We start from the raw sequence: 20287 nt of genomic DNA, 5'->3' as shown, positions 1-20287 counted from the left end.
GCGCACCATCCACGCCGACGGAGCGACGGTCAGTCCTGCCTGAGCCATTGGCGGAGCACCGAGGTAACCTCGCCCGGGCGTTCCAGCGGGGAAAGATGGCCGCATCCGCGGAGCAAATGGAAGCGTGCGCCCGGAATCCGCAAGCTCAGCGACAGCGCGTCGTCCGGGGTGCAAATCCGGTCGCGATCGCCGACCGTGACCAGCGTAGGCACGTGGATCGCGGCGATCGCCTCGCTGATGTCGGGCCGGGCGAGCAGCGAGCGTTGCTGGCGTTCGAACACGACCGGGCCGACGCGGTCGGCCATCGCTTGTGCCGGGCCGCTGACGATCGCGCTGAGCCGCGGATCGGCATGCGGCGCGGTGGCGAGCATGCCCTGGCCGGCCACGGTGCGCGGGCGGACGTCCATCGATCCGCGCGTCCCGAACAGCGCGATCCGCTCGATCCGGTCTGGGGCCTGGCGGACCATCTCCATCGCGACATAGCCGCCGAGGCTGACGCCGGCGACCGCGAACCGCGGCGGTGCTGCGGCGAGGACACGCGCGGCCATCGCCGACAGCGTATCGTCCTGCGACAGGTCGCCGAACTCCACTTGCGCGATCCCGGCGAGGTCGACGATCTGGCGGGCCCAGAGCTGCCCGTCGCAGCCCATCGCGGGGAGCAGCATCAACGGTGTACGCGGTCGGACCATGCGAAATCTCCGGTTGCGGCGGGTTGCGGGGATGCTCACCTCAGGCGACGAACGGGAAGGCGAGCGCGATCATGCCGACCAGCGTCATCACCGTGCAGACGGCGATCGCCGGCACGAGCGTGAAGCGCTGGTGATCGGCGAGGTCGATCCCGACGAGGCTGACCAGCAGATAGGTCGACGGCACCAGCGGGCTGAGCAGGTGGACCGGCTGGCCCATCAGCGAGGCACGGGCGATCGCTTCGGGTGCCACGCCGTAATGCGCGCCGGCCTCGGCGAGGATCGGCAGCATGCCGAAGTAGAACGCGTCGTTCGAGATGAAGAAGGTGGCCGGCATGCTCAGCACCGCGGTGATCGGCGCCATGTACGGCCCGAGCGCGGGCGGGATCACGCCGACGACCGCCTTGCTCATCGCCTCGACCATGCCGGTACCGCCGAGAATGCCGGTGAAGATGCCCGCCGCGAAGATCAGCGACACCACCGCCAGCACGTTGCCGGCATGCGCGGAGATGCGCTCCTTCTGGTCGGCGACGCCGGGATAATTGACGATCATCGCGATCGCGAACGCGAGCATCATCAGCACCGACAGCGGCAGGATGCCCCAGACGAGCAACGTCAGCAGCGTGATGACGAGCGCGGCGTTGAACCAGATCAGCTTGGGACGGCGCGCTTCGGGATATTGCGAGACGGCCATGCCGGTGAACTCGGTGTCCGCCGTGATGCCGGCTTCACCCATCCGGACACGCTCCTTACGCCCGAAATACACGGCGAGGCCGATCAGGAAGGCGAGCCCCGCGATCATGCCGGGGATCAGCGGCAGGAACAGCGTTGCGGGATCGAGCTTCAGCGCACTCGCTGCGCGCGCGGTCGGCCCGCCCCACGGTGTCAGGTTCATGATCCCGCTCGTCGTCATCAACAGGCAGACGAGGTACAGCCGGTTCATGTTGAAGCGCTTGTAGAGCGGCAGCAGCGCGGCGATCGTGATGATGTACGTCGTCGATCCGTCGCCATCGAGGCTGACGAGCGCGCACAGCACGACCGTGCCGATCAGAATCCGCATCGGATCGCCGTGGACCATCCGGATCAGCCGCCCGACCAGCGGATCGAACAGGCCGGTGTCGGTCATCGTCGAGAAGAACAGGATCGCGAACAGCAGCATGACGCCGGTCGGCGCAAGGTTCTTGATGCCGTCGATCATCATCGGGCCGAGGCCCGCGGCCTCGCCCGCGAACACGCCGAAGATCGACGGGATCACGATGAGCGCGACCAGTGGCGTCATCTTCTTGGTCATGATCAACGTCATGAACGTGGCGACCATCAGGAAGCCGAGCAGGGCAAGGTTCATCGCATCGTCCTAGGAAAGGGCGTGAAAAAGGGGGTGCGGGCGGTGGCAAGGGCCGTCGCAGTCAATGTCGAGCGGGCCGCCACAACCACTCCGTCATCCTGACGAAAGTCAGGATCCAGGGTTACGAGGTGCAGTGCTGCGTGGCTCTGGGTCCTGACTTTCGTCAGGATGACGGGGCACGGGAGGCGCTTTGCAGGGCCCAAGACAGCGCCAAACACGGGACCGACTGTCAGCATCAGAACGTCACGCCGACACGGGCGCTCACCGTCTGGCCGCTGTCGTTGCCGACATAGTCGCCGGCGCGGTTGTCGGTGTTCCACTGGATCGCGTTCACCTGGAAGCGGGTGAAGGAGTTCAAATACCAGTTGACGCCGACGGTCGCCGCCCAGCCGTCGCCGCCAGTCAGCAGATTGTCGAAATCGAGGCTTTCGTAGCGTGCGGTCAGTTCGATCGCGCCGACCCCGCCGTCGAACGTCGGCTTCAACACCTTGGGCTGGCCGAAGCTGCCGAGGCGAGGGTTATACGGCGGCAGGTCGCCGGTCAGGAACAGACCGCCCGAGACGCTCCACGCCTTGCTGACGAAATCGGGACGCCCGCCGTCGAGCCGCGCGTTGCGGCGGCCCGCTTCGCCCATCACCCACAACGGCCCGCGATAGCCGCCGAGCTCGACGCCGTAGCCGGTCGTGCCGGTGCCGCCGATCAGCGGCCCGGTCGACACGCGCAGCGCGCCGTTGAAGCGGCCGCCGATCACCGTGTTGCGGGTCAGCGTGCCGGCGACCGACGACAGCGATTCGTCGAATCCCCACGCACCGATGTGGAGCACGCCGGTATCCGACTTGATCGGGTTCCAGTGTGCGCGGCCCAGCACCGTGCGGCTGTCGCCGACAGTCTGCGTGCCGTCGATCCGGTCGCCGGTGACCGTGACCGAGGCATGGCCGGTCTTCCAGAAGATGCGCGGCATTACGCCGATGCCGTAGAAACCACGCTGCGGGATGATCGCGGTCGAGACAGTGGAGCGTTCGAGGAACGGCGTCGAATCCGAGCCCGTCGAGCCCTCGAAGCTGCGGTCGTTGAACAGGTGGCCGGCGCGGACGTCGTAATCGAGGCCTGGCTTGATCTTGTTGCGCCAGCCGACGAACGCGGTGACGACGTCGACCTCGTTCTCCGAAAAGTCGCTCTCGAACTGGTAGAAGAAATGCGTGCCGACGCCGCCTTCGAGGCCGAGGCGCAGCGCGCGCATGCCGGTCGTCGTGATGTTGCGACCGTCGTATTTGGAGCCGAAGCTGGAGCTGACATCGGTCAGGATTCGGCCGCGCGGCTTGAAGGTGTAGACGCCGTCCGCGGAGTGGAAGACGGGCAGGCCTGCGCCCCATTCGGTGGTCACGCCCGACGGATTGTCGCGCGCGGCGACCGCCTGCGCGACGCTGCGATCGGCCGGGCCAGGGGGCGCGAGCTGTGGCGCGAACGGCAGGGTGCGGCGCGGTTCGTTGTTCTGCGCGACCGCTGGCGGTGCTGCCTGCACGGGCGTGGCGGGAGCGGAGGCCTGCGCAACGGCGGCAACATTCTCGAGCCGGTCGAGCCGCGACTTCAGCGCGGCGATCTCTGCGGCCTGCGCCCGCACCAGTGCGGCAAGGTCGGCGTCGGTCGGAGCCTGCGCGAGTGCCGGGGTTGCTGCAATCAAGGCGAGTGCGGCGCACCCGGTACGGAAAAGGGTCATTGGGTTTTGGCTCCGGTGGCGAGAATCGCGGTCCAGTCGCGCAGGAAACGCTGGCGCTTGACGCGGTCGAGGTTGACGAGAAGTTGCGGGCCCACGCGGATCGGCCGGGCCTGCGCGGTGGGAAGGCGGCGGGCGGAAACGTCGGTGCGGACCGGCCACAGGCTGCGCTTGGCGATTAGCGACTGGCCCTCGCGCGACAGCAGGAAATCGAGGAACAGCTTCGCCGCCGCCGGGTGCGCCGCCTCGCGCGCGATGAACGCGATCCGCGATGTGACGATCGTGTAGTCCTGGAGGAACGCGACGCCGATCCGCGGGTCGGTCCGCGCACGTTCCAGCGCGTAGGAGCCGATGACGTTGTACGCGATCGCCTGCCGCCCCTCGGCGACCCCGCGCAGCATCGGTTCGCTGGTCTGCGACAGCACGGGCTTGGTCGCGGCGATCGCCTCCAGCAGCGAGCGCGTATCGCGCGTGATGGCGAGGTCCTCCGTCAGGTACAGATACCCGACATTGGAGCGCGCCGGGTCGAACGTCGTGACGCGGCCGGTCAGCGCTGCCGCGTTCCGCCGCAGCCAGGTTTCCAGCGCGGCATGCGTGCGTGGCACCTGCGCAGCGGGCACGAGACGCTTGTTATAGACGATTCCGATCGGCTCCGCGGTAACGCCGAAGCCCATGTTCTTCCACACCGACACCGGCGGCAGCGCGGGCTTTTCGGGGCTCGCATAGCCCTGCGCGAAGCCGTCGTTGATCAGCTTCACCTGGAGATCCATCGCCGACGACCAGACCAGATCGGCGGAGAGTTTCCTGGCGCGCGTCTCGGTGACGAAGCGGCGATACATCTCGGTGGAGCCGAGGTCCGCGTACAGGACGGTGATGCCCGGATAGCGCTTCCGGAACGCGGCGACGACCGGCAGCAATTCGGCGCGATCGGCATTGCCGTAGATCCTGACTTGTCGCTCGGCGCGCGCCTCGTCGATCAGCTGGTCGTAGGATCGCGGATAGCCCGCCGGACGCTGCGCCATAACGGCGGTCGCGGTGAAGCTCGTGGCCAGCAATGCGATCTTCAGAAAAATTCGTGCCATCATCACTCTCCTCGCCTTCCGTCTCTGTGTTCGGATAGACTGCAGGGGTGGAGTACGAATTGAAGCTGTCACCAACCTTTCACCGGTTTCCATGCGCATCCTAGTGATCGAGGACGACGCCGCGCTGGCGCGCAGCATCGGCGCGTTGCTGCGCGCGGGCGGCAATGCGGTCGATCACGTTGCGACCGGCGAGGACGCGCTGTCGGTGGTCGCAGGCGAGCCCTATGCGCTGGTGATCCTCGACGTCGGCCTGCCTGGCATCGACGGTTTCACCGTGCTGGAGACGCTCAGGCGGCGTGGTGAGCGCGTGCCCGTATTGATGCTGACCGCGCGCGATGCGCTCGACGACCGGGTGCGCGGGCTCGATCTCGGCGCCGACGACTATCTGCGCAAACCGTTCGAGCCCGAGGAACTGGAGGCCCGCGTGCGCGCACTCGGGCGGCGGCGAGGCGGCGATCCGCTGCCGGTGCTCAGCGTCGGTACGCTGACGATCAACCGCTCGACCGGCGACGCCGACATCGCGGGCCGCGCACTAGACCTGCGCCGCCGCGAGCGCGCGGTGCTGGAGGCGCTCGCGACGCGCGCCGGCCGCGTGGTGCCGCGCGCGTTGCTGATCGGCGAGGTGTTCGGGTTCGACGAGCCGGTCGGCGACAATGCGATCGAGGTCCATGTCACTCGCCTGCGGACCAAGCTCGCGCCGGACGGCCCGGGCATCCGCACCGTCCGCGGCGTCGGCTATATGCTCGATGCCGGCTGAAATCGTAACCACTGATCGGGGCACGCCCGCGCTGCGCACCCGGCTGCTGGTTGCGGTGCTCGGACCGTTGCTGGCGGCGGCGATCCTGATCGGCGTGGTCGGCGCTACGCTGATCGCCGACGTCGTCCGCCGCACCAACGACCGCGTGCTCGGCGGTGCGCTCGGCGCGATCGCGGAAACGGTGCAGGTCGAGCGCGGCGAGGTGACGCTCGACCTGCCCGCGGCCGCCTTCGGGATGCTGGAGAACACCGAGCGCGACAACGTCTATTACCGCGTGGCCGTGGGGAACGACCTGCTCACCGGTTACGCGGACCTGCCGGCGCCGGATCCCGCAACGCTCGCGATCGACGTGCTGCGCTACCGCTTCGCGCGCTACCGCGATCAGAAGATCCGCATCGCCGAAGTCCGCCGCTCGCTGCCACGGATCGACAAGCCCGTGATCGTCCAGATCGCCGAGACGCTCGACAACCGTGGCGCGCTCACCCGCCGCCTCATGCTCGCGCTGCTGATCGGCGAATGCGTCCTCGTCGGCGCCGCCGCACTGCTGCTGCGCCCGGCGTTGGGTTGGAGTCTTCGCCCGCTGGCCCGCCTCCGCGGTGCCGTCGAAGCGCGCGACGAACGCGCACGCCCCGATTTTTCCCCGCTCGACACCGGCCCGCTCCCCAGCGAACTTCGCCCGCTCGCCGGTGCGTTCGACCGCCTGCTGGCGCAGCTCGACTCCGCCACCGTCGGCGTCCGCCGCTTCACCGCCGACGCCTCGCACCAGATGCGCACGCCCTTGTCGGTGCTGAAGGTCCAGGTCGCGCTCGCTCGCCGTGGTTCGGACGCGGAGCGGCGCGAGGCTTTGGACGAGATCGCCGACGCGGTCGTCCGGCTCGAACGGCTCGTGACGCAATTGCTCGCCCTCGCGCGTGCCGAGGAAGCTGGCGTGTCGGCCCCGCTCGAAGCAGTCGACCTGCGCGAAGTCGCCGCCGCGGTCATCACCCGCCAGATCAATCACGCGATCGAGGCGGGCATCGACCTGACGCTGGAAGGCGAGGGGACCACCGGCCCGGTCGTGTCGGGTCACCGGACGCTGATCTTCGAGATCCTCTCCAACCTCGTCGACAACGGCATCCGCTACAATCGGCGCGGCGGCACCGTCTCGATCATGCTCGAGGCGACCGAGGCGGCGACGACGGTCACGATCGCCGACGACGGCCCCGGCATCGCGCCCGAACATCGCGAAATGGTGTTCGACCGGTTCGTCCGGCTCGGTGCACCCGGCAGCTCAGAGGGGAGCGGCCTGGGACTGGCGATCGTTCGCTCCGCCGCCGCCCGCCTCAAGGCAAATGTCACGCTGGCGGATACGGACGGGGGGACGACGGTCGTCCTGCGATTTGCTCACGGGGCGTAATCTCCGGGCGTGATCTGCGGCGGCGGCGTTCCGGTATTGGCCGACATTGGCCGACATTGGCCGACCTGCGCCATATCCTCCTGTACGCGCCGTGCTGCGCCGGGTAACGACACGCGGCACAGCGCCGAGCCATCGGCATCGGTGATGCACACGTTCGGTATCCTCGGACTCGAGAATGATATGACCCCGCGAGAATTGATGGCGACGGCGATCGTGCCGGGCGGCGGCGAAGAGCTGCGGCTCTATCGGCGTGGGGCGGATTTCATGATCCTGCTCGATCGCGCCGAGCTGATGAGCACTCGGATGAGCGGTTCGGAAGAGGCACTGGCCGAGATGACGTGCGCGCGATTGCACGACCGGCCAAGGCCGCATCTGCTGATCGGCGGGTACGGGATGGGTTTCACGCTCCGCGCCGCGCTGGCGGCTCTCGACCACATGGCACGGATAACGGTGGTCGAACTGGTACCCGAGATCATCGACTGGGCACGGGGTCCGATGGCGTCGTTGATGGCCGGGTCTCTCGACGATCCGCGCGTAAGGCTGGTCCAGGGCGACGTCGCGTCGGTCATCGCCGAGACCGCCTCGGCGTATGACGCCATCCTGCTGGATGTCGATAATGGTCCGGATGGCCTGACCCGTACCGACAATGACCGGCTCTATTCGACGCGCGGTCTGGCGGCTGCGAAGCGGGCCCTCACGCCCGACGGTATCCTGTCGATCTGGTCTGCCGCACCCGACCCGGTTTTCAGCCGGCGCCTGGCATCGGCCGGGTTCCGCACCGACGAAGTGGTCGTCCGCGCCCGCAGCAACGGCAAGGGACCGCGGCACGTCATCTGGTTCGCCACGCCGGCGGGGCCGGGGATGCCGCAGTAGCGCCCAACCGCAACGCCCCTTAGGCGCTGCGGCCGCCGCATCCAGGCTGGCGCGACAGCCGAAGCCGCTCGAGGATCGACCGCCGCTCTTTCTAAATCACATATATCTACTATGCTGGATATATGGATAGTGATACGGCAATCATAGCATTCGGCGCGCTCGCACAGACCACGCGGCTCGATACGTTTCGGCTTCTGGTGCGGCATGAGCCCGGCGGGATCGCTGCCGGCGAGATCGCGCGGCTGCTGAACGTGCCGCAGAACACGATGTCGGCTCATCTTGGGGTGCTCGCACGCGCCGGGCTGGTGCGATCCGAGCGTCACAGTCGCTCGATCGTCTATCGTGCGGACCTCGACGGCGTGCGTGCGCTGATGCTGTTCCTCGTCAAGGATTGCTGCGCCGGCAACGCCGACCTGCGCGCGCCGCTGCTCGCCGAACTCACCCCGTGCTGTTGAAAGGACCCGCCATGGCCGTCGATATCGTGATCTATCACAACCCCGAATGCGGCACGTCGCGCAACGTGCTCGGGCTGATCCGCAATGCGGGCATCGAGCCGCATGTCGTGGAATATCTGAAGACGCCGCCGTCGCGCGCGCTGCTCGTCGACCTCGTCGCGCGCGCCGGTATGACGCCGCGCGATCTGCTACGCGAGAAGGGGACGCCGTTTGCCGAACTGGGCCTGGGCGACACGGCCCTGTCCGACGACGCGGTGTTGGATGCGATGATCGCACATCCGATCCTGATCAACCGGCCGCTGGTGGTGACGCCGCTGGGCGTGAAACTGTGCCGCCCGTCCGAAGCGGTGCTCGACCTGCTGCCCGCGCCGCAGCGCGCGGCGTTCGCCAAGGAAGACGGCGAGCGAGTCATCGGCGAAAATGGCCAGCGTGTCCTCGACGCGGGTCGCCAGCCCGCCTGATGCTGCTTGCGCTGACCATCTTCGTCGTCACGATCGCGCTCGTCATCTGGCAGCCCAGGGGGCTCGGGATCGGCTGGAGTGCACTGGGCGGCGCGGCGGTCGCGCTGCTCGCGGGCGTCGTCTCGCTCGGCGATATCCCGACCGTGTGGGGGATCGTCTGGAACGCGACCGCCACCTTCGTCGCGATCATCATCGTCAGCCTGTTGCTCGACGAGGCGGGGTTCTTCGAATGGGCGGCGTTGCACGTCGCACGCTGGGGCGGCGGGCAGGGCAGGCGGCTGTTTGTGCTGATCGTGTTGCTCGGCGCGGCGGTGTCGGCGTTGTTCGCCAACGACGGCGCCGCGCTGATCCTGACGCCGATCGTCATCGCGATGCTGCGTGCGCTAGGCTACCGCGACAAGGCGACGCTGGCATTCGTGATGGCGGCGGGGTTCGTCGCCGATACCGCCAGCCTGCCGCTGATCGTCTCGAACCTCGTCAACATCGTGTCGGCGGATTTCTTCCGGATCGGCTTCGCGGATTATGCGTCGGTGATGGTGCCGGTCGACCTGGCATCGATCGCCGCGACGTTGGTCGTGCTGCTGCTGTTCTTTCGCCGCGATATCCCGACGGACTATGATGTGGCGGCGCTTCGCGAACCGGCCGCTGCGATCCGCGATCCGGCGACGTTCAAGGCGGGCTGGGTCGTGCTCGCGCTGTTGCTCGCCGGGTTCTTCCTGCTCGAACCGATCGGCGTGCCGGTCAGCGCGGTCGCCGCTGCGGGCGCGCTCCTGCTGCTGGCGATCGCCGGGCGGGGGCCTGTGATCGAGACGCGCAAGGTCCTGCGCGGGGCGCCCTGGCAGGTCGTGATCTTCTCGCTCGGCATGTATCTGGTCGTCTACGGCCTGCGCAACGCCGGGCTGACCGACCATCTCGCGGCGCTGCTCGACCGTACCGCGCAAGGCGGAGTCTGGGGTGCGGCGTTCGGTACGGGGATCATCGCCGCGCTGCTGTCGTCGGTAATGAACAACATGCCGACCGTGCTGGTCGGGGCGCTGTCGATCGACGCGACACACGCGACCGGCGCGGTCCGCGAGGCGATGATCTATGCCAATGTCATCGGCTGCGATCTCGGGCCGAAGATCACGCCGATCGGATCGCTCGCGACGTTGCTGTGGCTGCACGTGCTCGGGCAGAAGGGCATCCGGATCGGCTGGGGTTATTATTTCCGGGTCGGCGCGACGTTGACGATCCCGGTGCTGCTGGTGACGCTCGCCGCCCTCGCGCTTCGGATCGGGATGGCGTGACCGCACTCGTCTATCTCGCCGCATCGCTGGCCGAGATCGGCGGGTGCTTCGCGTTCTGGGCATGGCTGCGGCTCGACCGATCGCCGCTATGGCTCGCGCCCGGCATGGCGTGTCTCGTGCTGTTCGCCTGGCTGCTGACGCGGGTCGACAGCGACGCGGCCGGGCGTGCCTATGCGGCCTATGGCGGTGTCTATATCTGCGCGTCGTTGCTGTGGCTGTGGGCGGTCGAGGGCGTCCGCCCGGATCGCTGGGACGTCGGCGGTGCAGCGCTCTGCCTGGTCGGCACCTGCGTCATTCTACTCGCACCGAGGACCGCCTGATGCCGCTTCGTACGCTTTCCGACCCAACCCATCTGCCCGCGCTCGATCGGCGTTACGTGCACGATCGCCCCGCGCTCGGACTAGGGCCGAACGACCCGCCGCCACGGATACTGCTACTGTACGGCAGCCTGCGCGAACGCTCCTATTCGCGACTGTGCGTCGAGGAAGCCGCGCGGCTGCTGGAATTCTTCGGCTGCGAGACGCGGATCTTCGATCCCTCGACGTTGCCGCTGCCGGACCAGATCGCGAACGACGATCATCCCGCGGTCGACGAACTGCGCACGCTGTCGATGTGGTCCGAAGGGCATGTCTGGTGCAGTCCCGAGCGGCACGGCCAGATCACCGGGATCATGAAGCTGCAGGTCGATCACCTGCCGCTCGCGATCGGCGGGATGCGACCGACGCAGGGGCGCACGCTGGCGGTGATGCAGGTGTCGGCAGGGTCGCAGTCGTTCAACAGCGTCAATACCTTGCGCGTGCTCGGCCGGTGGATGCGGATGGTGACGATCCCCAACCAGTCGAGCGTGGCCAAGGCGTTTACGGAGTTCGACGACGACGGCCGGATGAAGCCGTCGAGCTATTACGACCGGATCGTCGACGTGATGGAGGAACTGGTGCGCTTCACGGTGCTGCTCCGGTCGCATAGTGCGCAGCTGGTCGATCGGTATTCGGAGCGGAAGGAAGCGGGCGGGGCTCCGGATGGCGCGACCGCGATGGCGATCGCAGCGGCAACGACCTGACCGGGCATGCGATCCAGAGTTGCGACATACCGGGTGATCGGCTGCATCTATCCTTTGCGATGAAGGGCGGGCTTCGTGTCGACCAGTGGCTGACGCTCTCGACCGACGCGCGGATCGCGCAGAACCACATGATCGTCCGCAAGCTCGGCATTACCGTCGCGACGCTAGATGAAACGATCAGGAAAGTGGGATGAGCTTGCACCGAGAACGCCACCTTGTCGGCACAGCCGATTGGCGGCGGGCTTCAGATGGCGGACGTTGCCTTGCGAACTTGTCGCGTAAAGATGACGAGACAGACCAGCGCGCCGATCAGCGGCACGGCCCAGGCCATTGTCAGCAGGTTCGCGCCGTTCTCAAATGCGAGTGGCGTAGCGACCGGCCATCCGATCCAGGACAATCCCTGACCGAGCAATGCGCCGCTGAGGCCGCCGCCGAGCTTTAGAACGAGCAGTAGCAGCGCCACCGGCAGTCCCTCGAAGCGGACGCCGGTTTGGCATTCGCCGTGGTCGATGGCGTTCGCAAGGAGCACCCAAATCATCATCTGCAGACCTGCATTGCCGATTCCGAACAGCGCGATACCCGCGATTGCTGCGGGCACCGCCGCGAACAGTGTCAGACCGGTCGCCGTCGTGATCAGCGCGAGCGCAAGCATGTGCGCTTGCCTGATACGCCGCGCGATGCTCATCCAGCCGGGCAGCGCGACGAGTTGCGAGAGCGCCAGCGTGGTCAGTGCCTTGCCGATCCAGCCCGGATCGTGAAATATCCCCTTGCCGATATAGGCGAAGGAGCGTGCGAAGAACGGCAGCGTCAGCGCCTGGACGAAGCCGAGCGCCAGCAACAGCAGCAGCGGCCGGTTGCCGAGGATCCAGGCGAGCGACGCGCGCGGGGCCGAGGCGCCAGGTACGACCACCGATCGCGGTGCGGAAGCAGCGGACAGCCACAGGGTCGCGACATAGGCGAGCGCCGCACCGCCGGTGACGGCGAGAAGGCCATAACCACCGCCGTCGACCGCCGGATCGACGAATGCGCGCGCGAAATGTGCGACGGTCAGCGCACCGAGGCAGCTGAACATATACCGCAAGCCGGACAGCGTCGTCGCGGCGCCCGGCGCCCGCGTCATCCGCATCATCAACGCGTTGTGCGCGACGTCGCACACCGAATAGGCGGTGCGGAACAGCAGTACCATCACGGTCGCCCATCCGAGGATCGCCGGTCCGCGCCAGCCAGGATCGAGGAAGAACAGCGTGAAGAACACCCCGACGAGGGGCGCACCGACGAACAGCAGCCGCCGGTACAGCCCGAGCCGGTCCGCGGACCGATCGACCAGCCGGCCGAGCAGCGGATCGCAGAGGCCGTCCCACACAAGCCCGATCATCACCACCAGCCCGGCCGCCGCTGGCGACACGCCCCAGCGTTCGGTCAGGACGAACAGCAGGAAGACATCCATCGTCGACGCGAGGACGTTCTTGCCGAAATTACCGCTCGCATAGCCCGTCATCCGCGCCCGCTGGACCGGGCTATCGACGACTTCAGCGGGGGCGGCTTGCTCCATCCTTTGGCGTCTTAGCGGCGGCGTCTTGCAGTTGCGGGACAATTCTTACCGTCGTGATCGTCAGCGTGCCGCCGCGGAGCAGGTCGGCGTGCTGGACGCGATAGTTCGGAAGCGGCCGTCCGTTGAGGCTGGCCTGCGTGATCCGGCCGTCCTCGGGGCCCGAGCGTCGGATCGTCAGCCGGTGACCATTGCCGAGATCGATGTCGGAGCGCGAGAACGCCGGGGTCGTCACGACGTACCACGGTTCGCCGGGTACCAGCGGATACAGGCCGAGCGTCGCGAACACGTACCAGGCGGTCATCCCGCCGGCATCGTCGTCCATCCCATCGGCAAAGCCCTGCGGCGACAGCGCGAAGCTGCGACCGACGAACGGGACCGGCAGCTTGCCGCTGTTGGTATACGGGTGCGCGATCGGCTTGGTCAGGATCGTCCGGACGAGGTCGGCGGTCGGCTGCGGCTGGCCCAGCGCGGCGAACATCCACGGTACCTGGATGTCGGGCTCGTTGGTCATGTTGAACAGGCGAGCATCGAAGAAATGATGCAGCTCGCCGAGCAGTCGATCGCGCCCGACCGTTTGCGTCATCCAAGGCAGGTCGAAGATCGGCGCCCAGCGATATTGCCACAAGGTGCCCTGATACAGTCCGCGCGCCTTGACCACGTCGCCATCCGCGCCCGGCGTCTGGAACACCGATCGCCACATTGAGCGGTAGCTCTGCGCCTTCGCGGTGAAGGTCCGTGCGAGGTCGGCGCGGCCGAGATCGCGCGCGAGTTCGGCGGTCGCCCAGTCGTCATACGCCGCCTCGATCTGCTCGTCGGGCGTGCCGCGCTTGAGCGTGTCGCTGTCCGCCGCCATTCCCGCCAGCGCGGCGGCCGCGTCGAACGCGATACCCTTGCGGTGCATGTCGAGCAGCGCGATCCCGGCATGCTCGGTGCGGACCGTCAGGAAGGGTTCGTGGGGGGTCGACCATTGCGCTTTACCGTTCGCATAGAGCGCGACCAGCGACTGCGCGATATCGGTGCTGCGCTCGGGCTGGAGCAGCGCGAGCAGGGGCATCTGGGTGCGGTAATTGTCCCATAGCGACCAGTTGGCGTAGCGCGTCTGGCCCTTGGGAGAGGTCTGCACAGTGCCGCTATTGTCGCGGTGGCGGCCGTCGGGATCGTCGATCGCGACCGGGGTTTCCATGACGCGGTAGAGCGAGGTGTAGAACAGCGCACGCTGGTCTCGCGAGCCGCTCGGCACCACGCGGCCGAGGACGCGGTTCCAGGCGCTACGCGTTTCGCCTCCGACGGCCGCGAGAGATTTGTTGCCGACTTCCGTGTCGCGAACCGATGCCGCGCCGCGTCCGTCGACGGTCGATAGCCCGGTGCGGATTTCGATTGCGTCGCCCGCTTTGCCCGCGATGTGGAGCGTCGCCAGATCGTTCGCGTCGGTGGTCAGCCTTTGGTGGATCGGCCGTCCGTTGACGAGAATTTGGCTGGCGCTGTGGAGATGATAGGCGCCCTGATCGCAGACCGTGCCTGCGACGAGGTCGGCGCGGAGGTCGTCGCTGGCGAGGTTTGCCCAGCTGGCGGCCAAACGTTTCGAATAGCTGTGTCTTGGGTCGATCCGCAGGTCGACCGCGCCGGCGCGGGGCAGGGTGAAGCGCAACACGCCGGCACCGCGGGTCGCCGCCATCTCGGCGAGGATGCCGCCGTCGTAGCGGACGCGGTACACGCCGGGCCGCGCGGTTTCGCTGGGTTTGTCGATCAGCGCCGGGCCGGACTGGCCGGCATAGCGCACCGAGATCATCAGGTCGCCGCCTGCGCCGCCGCAGCCTACTCCGACGCCGCGGGTGTGCGAGAAGCCGAGCAATGTGGTTGCGGCGTGATCGTAGCCGGCGTGGTTGGCGGGGCTGGTGTCGGGGCCGAGTTGCATCATGCCAAACGGGGCCACGGCGGCGGGGGAGAGTTGGCCGAAATCGGCGAGCGTACCGACGAAGGGGTCGACGAGGTCTGCGGGGGTTTCTTGCGCGGTTAGGGAAGCGGGGGTCGCCAACAGCACGAGAAGCAGCGGATATTTCAACCACCCCGGCGAAGGCCGGGGCCCAATTGGAAAGGTTGACGTGACGGAGCGCGATCCCCGGTTACGGCCGTCCCCCAACTGGGCCCCGGCCTTCGCCGGGGTGGAACTGGGGGTGGTGTTCGTCGTGCTGGACAATGCGTGCCTGAAATAATCGCTCATGGATCGAGAGGATCGCGCGGATCGTGGCGCAGGGATAGCCGCGACGGCTGAAATTCCAGGTCGTACACCGACAGCCGCCGCCCGACCGCGCCCGGCAGATACCCCAGTTCCGTGCGGTTGCGGTCGGTGAAGGTCTGGCTTTCGATGTATTTGCTCTGCTCGGCGTCGGTGACGATCAGCGTCGGGCGGTCGAGCGGGATGCCGAGCGCCACCATGCGCCGCGTCGCGTTGCGCAGGTTGGTGGTCGTATGCCGCGCGTACGGCTCCAGGATCACGCGATCGGCGGGGATGCCGTAGCGCTCGACCAGCGCGCGGCGGATCTCCACGGCTTCGACGAAGCGCGTGCCGCGGGGATGCACCGCGCTGCCCGAGACGAGGATGAACGGCGCGAGACCCTGGCGATAGCGTTGCGCGGCGAGCAGCGCGTGGAGCTTGCTGCGCGGGCTGAGCGTGGTGCCGACATCCTCTGGACCGACGCCGGGGACGATCAGCAGCGAATACCGAAACGCCTTCCAGTCGGTCCTCGCCGCACGTGTGCGTGCGCCGGCATTCTCGCGCTGGTCGAGCGGTTCGAACCGCGTCGCCGCGGTCGCATCATTGGCATCGAGCAACGCCACGGCCAACCGCACGCTGGCCGCGATCGTCGAAGGCGGCGCATCCGACGCGGCGCGTGCGGTATCGATCGCAACCTTTACGCTGTCGGCGAAGAAGGGCGTGTCGGTGGCGAAGATCGGACCGTCGATCTTCGGGTAGCGTCCAGGCAAGCCGAGGCCGTAGACCCGGAGCACGACGTTCAGTGCCTCGAGCTCCTGATCGATACCGGCCGCCACTGGCAGGTCGGCATTCGACTTCGGCCGCGCGCCACTCTTGGACAGACTGGCGACGACCATCGCCCGGTCCTGATCGGTCCAGATCGTCGCCTCGATCACGCAGGCGGGTACGTCACCGCACGCGGCAATCCGTCGCGCCCGCGTATCGAACGTCGCTGTCGGCAACCGCCCCAGCGCGCCGAGCATCGGAAACAGCCGCTCCGACAGCGTGTCGACGACCGTGTCGCTAACCGCCACCGGTGCAGGCGCTTCCGCCCACACCGGTGCAGCCGCCGTCATCGCCAGCGCCGCGAGCATCAAACGCAAGCCCGTCACCAGGACTTGCTGACCACGAGGCGGACGTTGCGACCGAAGTTCGGTCGGCCGTAGATCGCGTCGGCCGTGCCCTGGCCGCTCAACTGGTCGGTGCGGGTATTGCCTTCGGTCAGCCCCTTGGCATTGAACAGATTGTCGCCGACGACCTGCATCTGCCACGTGTCGTGCGTCAGCGTGATCCCCGCGCCGACCGTCTGGTAGGCGGGCAGCGCGGTGTTGTTGAAGAAGTCGACATAGCGTTTGCCGGTATATTCGTAGCGGCCGTAGATCTGCACGGCACTGCCCGCGACGTCGAAGTCGACGGAGGGACGGATGTTGCCGTAGACCTTCGGTTCGCGGACGAGCTGGTTGCCCTCGACATCGCCGGCGCTGGCACCGTTGGCGTTGACGAGGCTCTTATATTGCGGATCGCTGATCGTCAGCGCGCCGGTCACCGCGAAGCCGTACGGCAGCGCGAGGTTGCCGTCGATCTCAATACCCTTGATCTCCGCCTTGCCGACGAATGGCACGGACTGGTCGTTGCGACCGGTGACCGGGTCGAGCGCGACGAACGACGCGTTGAGCGGATTATAGCGCGTATAGAAGCCGATCAGGTACAAATACGACCGGCCGAACGCGGCCTTCAGACCCACCTCGTACTGGTTCGCCTTCGACGTGATGATCGTCGGGTTGATCTGGTACGTCACCTGCGTCGAGGGCGGCGTTTCGAGATGCGATGCGCGGGCATAGGCGCCGAGATGCTGCGTGACGTCGTAGTTGATCCCGCCGGTCCAGTTGGTGATGTTCGGGCTCAGCTTCGAATTGATGATCTGGCCGGTGAACGCACGGACGCCGTCGTCGGCCAGCGTGGTCGGATCGCCGAGGTTGGCGGAGGTCGTCGCGAAGGCATAGCCGTTGAAGCTGTACCGTTCGTGGCGGACACCGCCGTCCAGGGTCAGGCCCTTGGTCAGCTCCCACGTGTCGTTCGCGTAGAGTGCGTACATCTTGGCGTCGGTGTTGCCGCGGTTGAGCGTGGTCGTATAGCGCAGCACGCCGTTGTCGGTGATCGAACCGACCGCCTGGCCCGCGGCGTTGTACGCGATCAGATCGAGCGTCCGCGGCTTGCCCTTCACCTCGAGCAGATAGTCCTGATACGCGACCTCGTTGGTCTCGCCGTACAGACTGCCGTATACGCCGACGCGGAGATCGTGCGTGCCGAAGCCGGTCGCGATCGAGCGCGTGACGCTGAGATCGCCCTGCGTCGAATAATATTTGGAGACGACGTCGCGGAACTGCGCGGGGACGACCAGCCCGGAGGCGCTGTTCGGGTCGTAGACCTCCGCGCCGTTGGTGCCGGCGATCGCATAGCCAAGCCGGGTCACGCCGGCGCCGAACGCCTTGCGGGCATTATCCAGGTTGGTCGGGGTGCCGATCCCGTTGCTGGTCGCGTTGGCATAGGCGTTGGCATCCGACGGGTTGCTGGTCGAATACAACGCGTTGAAATGGAGCTTGCCGACGCTGACGCCGCCCTTCGCCGCGACTTTCCAGCCGTCATAGTCCGCATCATACTGGACGCCGACATTCCCGAACTGGGTGTGGCGACCATTGCCGAGATCGGCGTCGACGTTGCGCGTCGTGCCGTCGGCCTCACGGAAACGGATGTTCGCGTTGCGCAGCGCGGGCGAGTTCATCGTGCCGCTGAAGAAGTCGATATACTGGTTGAGCGACTTGCTCGGATCGCGCGGATCGGCGGTCGGGATCGGCAAATAGAACACGTTGTGGTCGTTCAGGTAATTGCCGGACACGCGCAGCGATCCGTTCGAGAAGTCGTGCTTGATGTTGGCGCGGACCTGGCCGCCGCGATCGTTGGGGAAGCCGTTGTCGCGGTAGCCGTCGTGGCGGCGCAGGAACCCGCCGATCGCGTAGTAGGTCGAATCGTCGATCGGGCCGGCCTGGTACGCGTCGAGCCGGTAGAGGCCGGTGTCGCCGAGGGTGACCTGCGCCTTGCCGCGCGTCGTATCGGTGCCCGACACGGTGATGTTGTTGACGATCGCCGCGGCATAGCTCGCATAGACCGGGGCAGGGCCGCCGCGCACGACCTCGACGCGCTGCGTCATCAGGTCGAACCGGTTGATGCTGTCGCCGCGGAAGAAGTTGCCGTCATTCTCGTGGAACATCGGCAGGCCGTCCTGCTGGAAGGTGACGAGGCCACCGTCGCTCGGCAGGCCGCGCAGGCGGATGATGTTCTGGACCTCGCCGCCGGTATTCTCGACCGCGAAGCCGGGCAGCTTGCCGAGCAGATCGGCGAAGTTGATCGGCGCGAGCTTCTGGATGTCGGCGTTGCTGAGCGAATTGACCGCGTAGGAGACGTCGAAGCGGCGTTGCTGGCGGGCCGAGCCGGTGACGATGATGTCGCCGCCGGTTTCGGGCGCTGCGGCGTCAGGTGTCGTGGCGTCCGGTGCGGCGGCTTCCGGGACCGCATCGGCCGGGGGTGTGGCGGCGGGAGGCGTGGCAGGAACGGTCTGCGCCCAGGCCGGCGACTGCGCGGCAATGCTCAACGCGATAAAGGCGCAACCCGTGCGCAAGCCAAATTTGGTCATCTGTTCGTCCCCAACCCTGTTCGATGTCACGCCGCTGGACGCGGAATATGACGATTTTAATTAATTTCACGAAATAAACTAATCGACTATCGGGATCGGCAAGGGAGCGGGCGATGGCCTATGCGAAGCTGAGACTGGACGACGACGAGCATGCAGGTCCTGCGCTCGGTCGGTGGGCGATCGCGCAAGCAGCTCGCCGGCGATCTCGCGATGAGTGCGTCGAAGCTGACGCGGCTGTCGAGCAACCTGCTCGCGCACGGACTGATCGAGGAATGTCCGAGTTCTGAGCCGGTGACGCCCGGTCGGCCCGCCGTGCCGCTGCGGATATCGCCCGATGCCGGCTATGCGGTCGGCGCGATGCTCCACCGCGGGCTGATGGAGGTGGCGCTAGTCGACTACGCGGGCGGAGTGATCGCGCACAGCTCGCAGCCGTTCGACGATCCGGATCCACGCGTCTTCGCCGCGCGCGTCACGGAATCGATGCACGCCATGGCGATCGAGAACCGGCTGCTCGGACGGCGGCTGCTGGGGGTCGGGATCGGCGTGCCTGGGTCGTCGCTATCGCCGGAGGGGAACCGGCGCTGGACGGTCGACAGTCTTGGGGCATGGCGCGGAATCGATCTGAAGACGCTGTTCGAGGAGCATATCGGCCACCGGATCTGGATCGAGAACGATGCCAACACCGCGGCGCTGGCGGAATATTACGTCGGCGGGCTTATGCGGCGCTGTTCGACCGCGGTGGTGATCCTGCTCGGCCATGGGATCGGCGCGGGGATCATCGTCGAGGGCCGGATCCTGCGCGGCGCGATGGCGAGCGCGGGCGAGATCGGCTGTCTCTATCCCAACAACCGGCCGCGCCCGTCGACGCTCGACCTGTTGATGACGTTGCGTGAAGCCGGTTGCGAGATCCATTCGCTGGTCGATTTCGAGGCGGTGGTGGCCGGCTATGAAGACGTCGTCGACGCGTGGGTGCGTCGCGCCGCCAGCCAAATCGCGCCGATCATAAACTGGGGGCTGGCGTGGATCGATCCGGGCGAATTCGTGATCTCAAGCCCGTTGCCAAACCGCATCCTGCGTGCGCTGGTCGAGCACATCGATTTCGGCGCGATGCACATTGGCGATCACGTCAGCGGCGTGCCGATCATATCGGTGTCCACGCTGGAGGGTGCCGCGGCGACAATCGGCGCGGCGCTGCTGCCGATCCATGCGACGGCGGTGGCGTAGGCCTTTGGACGAATTTGCCGACCACCACGTCGGGCTACCAAATCGGGCAACTCGGGGCGTCGCAACGAAGCCTCTACTCCGCGAAACATTTTTCCATATGCGCGATGCGGGCGGCGCCGTCTTCGTGCGAGGCATCGCGTGGAAACTGGCGCATCGACCCGTTCAGCCTGGTCAGCTCGACGCGCGACAGCCAGCCCTGGATCTTGCCCTGCTGGACCGCCCAGCAATCGGCAGCGGCCTCGCCGGGTCCGAAGATCTGGTGGGCGCACTCATGCGTGTACCAGAAGAGTTGCTGCGCGCGAGGCAAGTCGAGGACCCGCGGATGAAGGTATATCCGGCCCCGGTATGCGGCTGCGATATCGTTGATCGGCTGGATCATCGTATCGACGGGCCCGCACGTCGCGCGGTAACCTGCAAGAAGGAGGGCGCCGGGGAGTATGAGAGTCTGAGC

The 20287-nt window shown here is 67.1% G+C and carries 20 protein-coding genes; 10 read left to right on the top strand and 10 right to left on the bottom strand.

Annotation, left to right across the window (positions count from 1 at the left end; translation table 11 throughout):
- Window positions 1-29: 29 nt before the first annotated feature.
- The 4 genes from H8S47_RS05865 to H8S47_RS05850 all read right to left on the bottom strand — a co-directional run bounded on the left by H8S47_RS05865 (window position 30) and on the right by H8S47_RS05850 (window position 4827).
- Window positions 30-689, bottom strand: coding sequence for an alpha/beta fold hydrolase (locus H8S47_RS05865; RefSeq protein WP_187502985.1), 660 nt, complete (start codon window positions 687-689; stop codon window positions 30-32).
- A 40-nt stretch (window positions 690-729) separates the two neighbouring features.
- Complete coding sequence (locus H8S47_RS05860; protein ID WP_187502984.1) at window positions 730-2031, bottom strand: CitMHS family transporter; 1302 nt, start codon at window positions 2029-2031, stop codon at window positions 730-732.
- Between the two features lie 235 nt (window positions 2032-2266).
- Window positions 2267-3748, bottom strand: a complete 1482-nt coding sequence (locus H8S47_RS05855; protein ID WP_187502983.1) for an OprO/OprP family phosphate-selective porin — start codon at window positions 3746-3748, stop codon at window positions 2267-2269.
- Complete coding sequence (locus H8S47_RS05850) at window positions 3745-4827, bottom strand: ABC transporter substrate-binding protein (protein ID WP_187502982.1); 1083 nt, start codon at window positions 4825-4827, stop codon at window positions 3745-3747. Before H8S47_RS05850 ends, H8S47_RS05855 begins: the two co-directional genes overlap by 4 nt.
- A gap of 91 nt (window positions 4828-4918) precedes the next feature.
- On the opposite strand from H8S47_RS05850, the gene H8S47_RS05845 reads away from it, so the two are divergent.
- Window positions 4919-5584 carry a response regulator transcription factor gene (locus tag H8S47_RS05845; protein WP_187502981.1) on the top strand — a complete coding sequence of 222 codons (666 nt, stop codon included), beginning with the start codon at window positions 4919-4921 and terminating at the stop codon, window positions 5582-5584.
- Window positions 5574-6980: a sensor histidine kinase gene (locus H8S47_RS05840; RefSeq protein WP_187502980.1), complete on the top strand. Its 1407-nt coding sequence runs from the start codon at window positions 5574-5576 to the stop codon at window positions 6978-6980. Before H8S47_RS05845 ends, H8S47_RS05840 begins: the two co-directional genes overlap by 11 nt.
- On the opposite strand, the gene H8S47_RS05835 is transcribed toward H8S47_RS05840, so the two are convergent.
- The gene (locus H8S47_RS05835; RefSeq protein ID WP_187502979.1) at window positions 6968-7132 is read right to left on the bottom strand and encodes a hypothetical protein; all 165 of its coding nucleotides are present in this window, start codon (window positions 7130-7132) and stop codon (window positions 6968-6970) included. The genes H8S47_RS05840 and H8S47_RS05835 overlap by 13 nt on opposite strands.
- A gap of 28 nt (window positions 7133-7160) precedes the next feature.
- Between H8S47_RS05835 and H8S47_RS05830 the strand changes: the two genes are divergently transcribed.
- From H8S47_RS05830 to H8S47_RS19020, 7 genes are all read left to right on the top strand, one after another.
- Window positions 7161-7853, top strand: coding sequence for a spermidine synthase (locus H8S47_RS05830; protein ID WP_187502978.1), 693 nt, complete (start codon window positions 7161-7163; stop codon window positions 7851-7853).
- Window positions 7854-7975: 122 nt separating this feature from the next.
- Window positions 7976-8308, top strand: a complete 333-nt coding sequence (locus H8S47_RS05825) for an ArsR/SmtB family transcription factor (protein WP_187502977.1) — start codon at window positions 7976-7978, stop codon at window positions 8306-8308.
- A gap of 11 nt (window positions 8309-8319) precedes the next feature.
- Entirely contained in the window at window positions 8320-8769 is a 450-nt protein-coding gene (gene arsC, locus H8S47_RS05820; RefSeq protein ID WP_187502976.1) for an arsenate reductase (glutaredoxin), read from the top strand.
- Complete coding sequence (locus H8S47_RS05815) at window positions 8769-10055, top strand: arsenic transporter (protein WP_187502975.1); 1287 nt, start codon at window positions 8769-8771, stop codon at window positions 10053-10055. The genes arsC and H8S47_RS05815 overlap by 1 nt, the downstream gene beginning before the upstream one ends.
- A complete protein-coding gene (locus H8S47_RS05810; RefSeq protein ID WP_187502974.1) occupies window positions 10052-10375 on the top strand; it encodes a YnfA family protein in 324 nt (107 codons plus the stop codon). Before H8S47_RS05815 ends, H8S47_RS05810 begins: the two co-directional genes overlap by 4 nt.
- Entirely contained in the window at window positions 10375-11115 is a 741-nt protein-coding gene (arsH, locus tag H8S47_RS05805; protein WP_187502973.1) for an arsenical resistance protein ArsH, read from the top strand. Before H8S47_RS05810 ends, arsH begins: the two co-directional genes overlap by 1 nt.
- A gap of 59 nt (window positions 11116-11174) precedes the next feature.
- Window positions 11175-11309 (top strand): hypothetical protein, encoded by a 135-nt coding sequence (locus H8S47_RS19020; RefSeq protein ID WP_268933003.1) that lies wholly within the window; start codon window positions 11175-11177, stop codon window positions 11307-11309.
- A 50-nt stretch (window positions 11310-11359) separates the two neighbouring features.
- Here H8S47_RS19020 and H8S47_RS05800 read toward each other — a convergent pair whose 3' ends face one another.
- From H8S47_RS05800 to H8S47_RS05785, 4 genes are all read right to left on the bottom strand, one after another.
- Window positions 11360-12667, bottom strand: coding sequence for an MFS transporter (locus H8S47_RS05800; RefSeq protein WP_187502972.1), 1308 nt, complete (start codon window positions 12665-12667; stop codon window positions 11360-11362).
- On the bottom strand, window positions 12645-14729 hold the full coding sequence (locus tag H8S47_RS05795; RefSeq protein WP_235982629.1) for a glycoside hydrolase domain-containing protein: 2085 nt from the start codon (window positions 14727-14729) through the stop codon (window positions 12645-12647). Before H8S47_RS05795 ends, H8S47_RS05800 begins: the two co-directional genes overlap by 23 nt.
- Before the next feature lie 155 nt (window positions 14730-14884).
- Window positions 14885-16015, bottom strand: a complete 1131-nt coding sequence (locus tag H8S47_RS05790) for a YdcF family protein (RefSeq protein ID WP_214654961.1) — start codon at window positions 16013-16015, stop codon at window positions 14885-14887.
- Window positions 16016-16029: 14 nt separating this feature from the next.
- Window positions 16030-18612: a TonB-dependent receptor gene (locus tag H8S47_RS05785; RefSeq protein ID WP_187502970.1), complete on the bottom strand. Its 2583-nt coding sequence runs from the start codon at window positions 18610-18612 to the stop codon at window positions 16030-16032.
- Between the two features lie 150 nt (window positions 18613-18762).
- Between H8S47_RS05785 and H8S47_RS05780 the strand changes: the two genes are divergently transcribed.
- Window positions 18763-19836: an ROK family protein gene (locus H8S47_RS05780; protein WP_187502969.1), complete on the top strand. Its 1074-nt coding sequence runs from the start codon at window positions 18763-18765 to the stop codon at window positions 19834-19836.
- A gap of 73 nt (window positions 19837-19909) precedes the next feature.
- Here the strand turns inward: H8S47_RS05780 and H8S47_RS05775 are convergent, their stop codons facing one another.
- Window positions 19910-20215, bottom strand: a complete 306-nt coding sequence (locus H8S47_RS05775; RefSeq protein ID WP_187502968.1) for a hypothetical protein — start codon at window positions 20213-20215, stop codon at window positions 19910-19912.
- Window positions 20216-20287: the final 72 nt, after the last annotated feature.

This window comes from Sphingomonas albertensis (assembly GCF_014358075.1).
In the GTDB taxonomy this organism is placed as follows: domain Bacteria; phylum Pseudomonadota; class Alphaproteobacteria; order Sphingomonadales; family Sphingomonadaceae; genus Sphingomonas; species Sphingomonas albertensis.
This window is presented reverse-complemented; position numbering and strand designations above follow the sequence as displayed.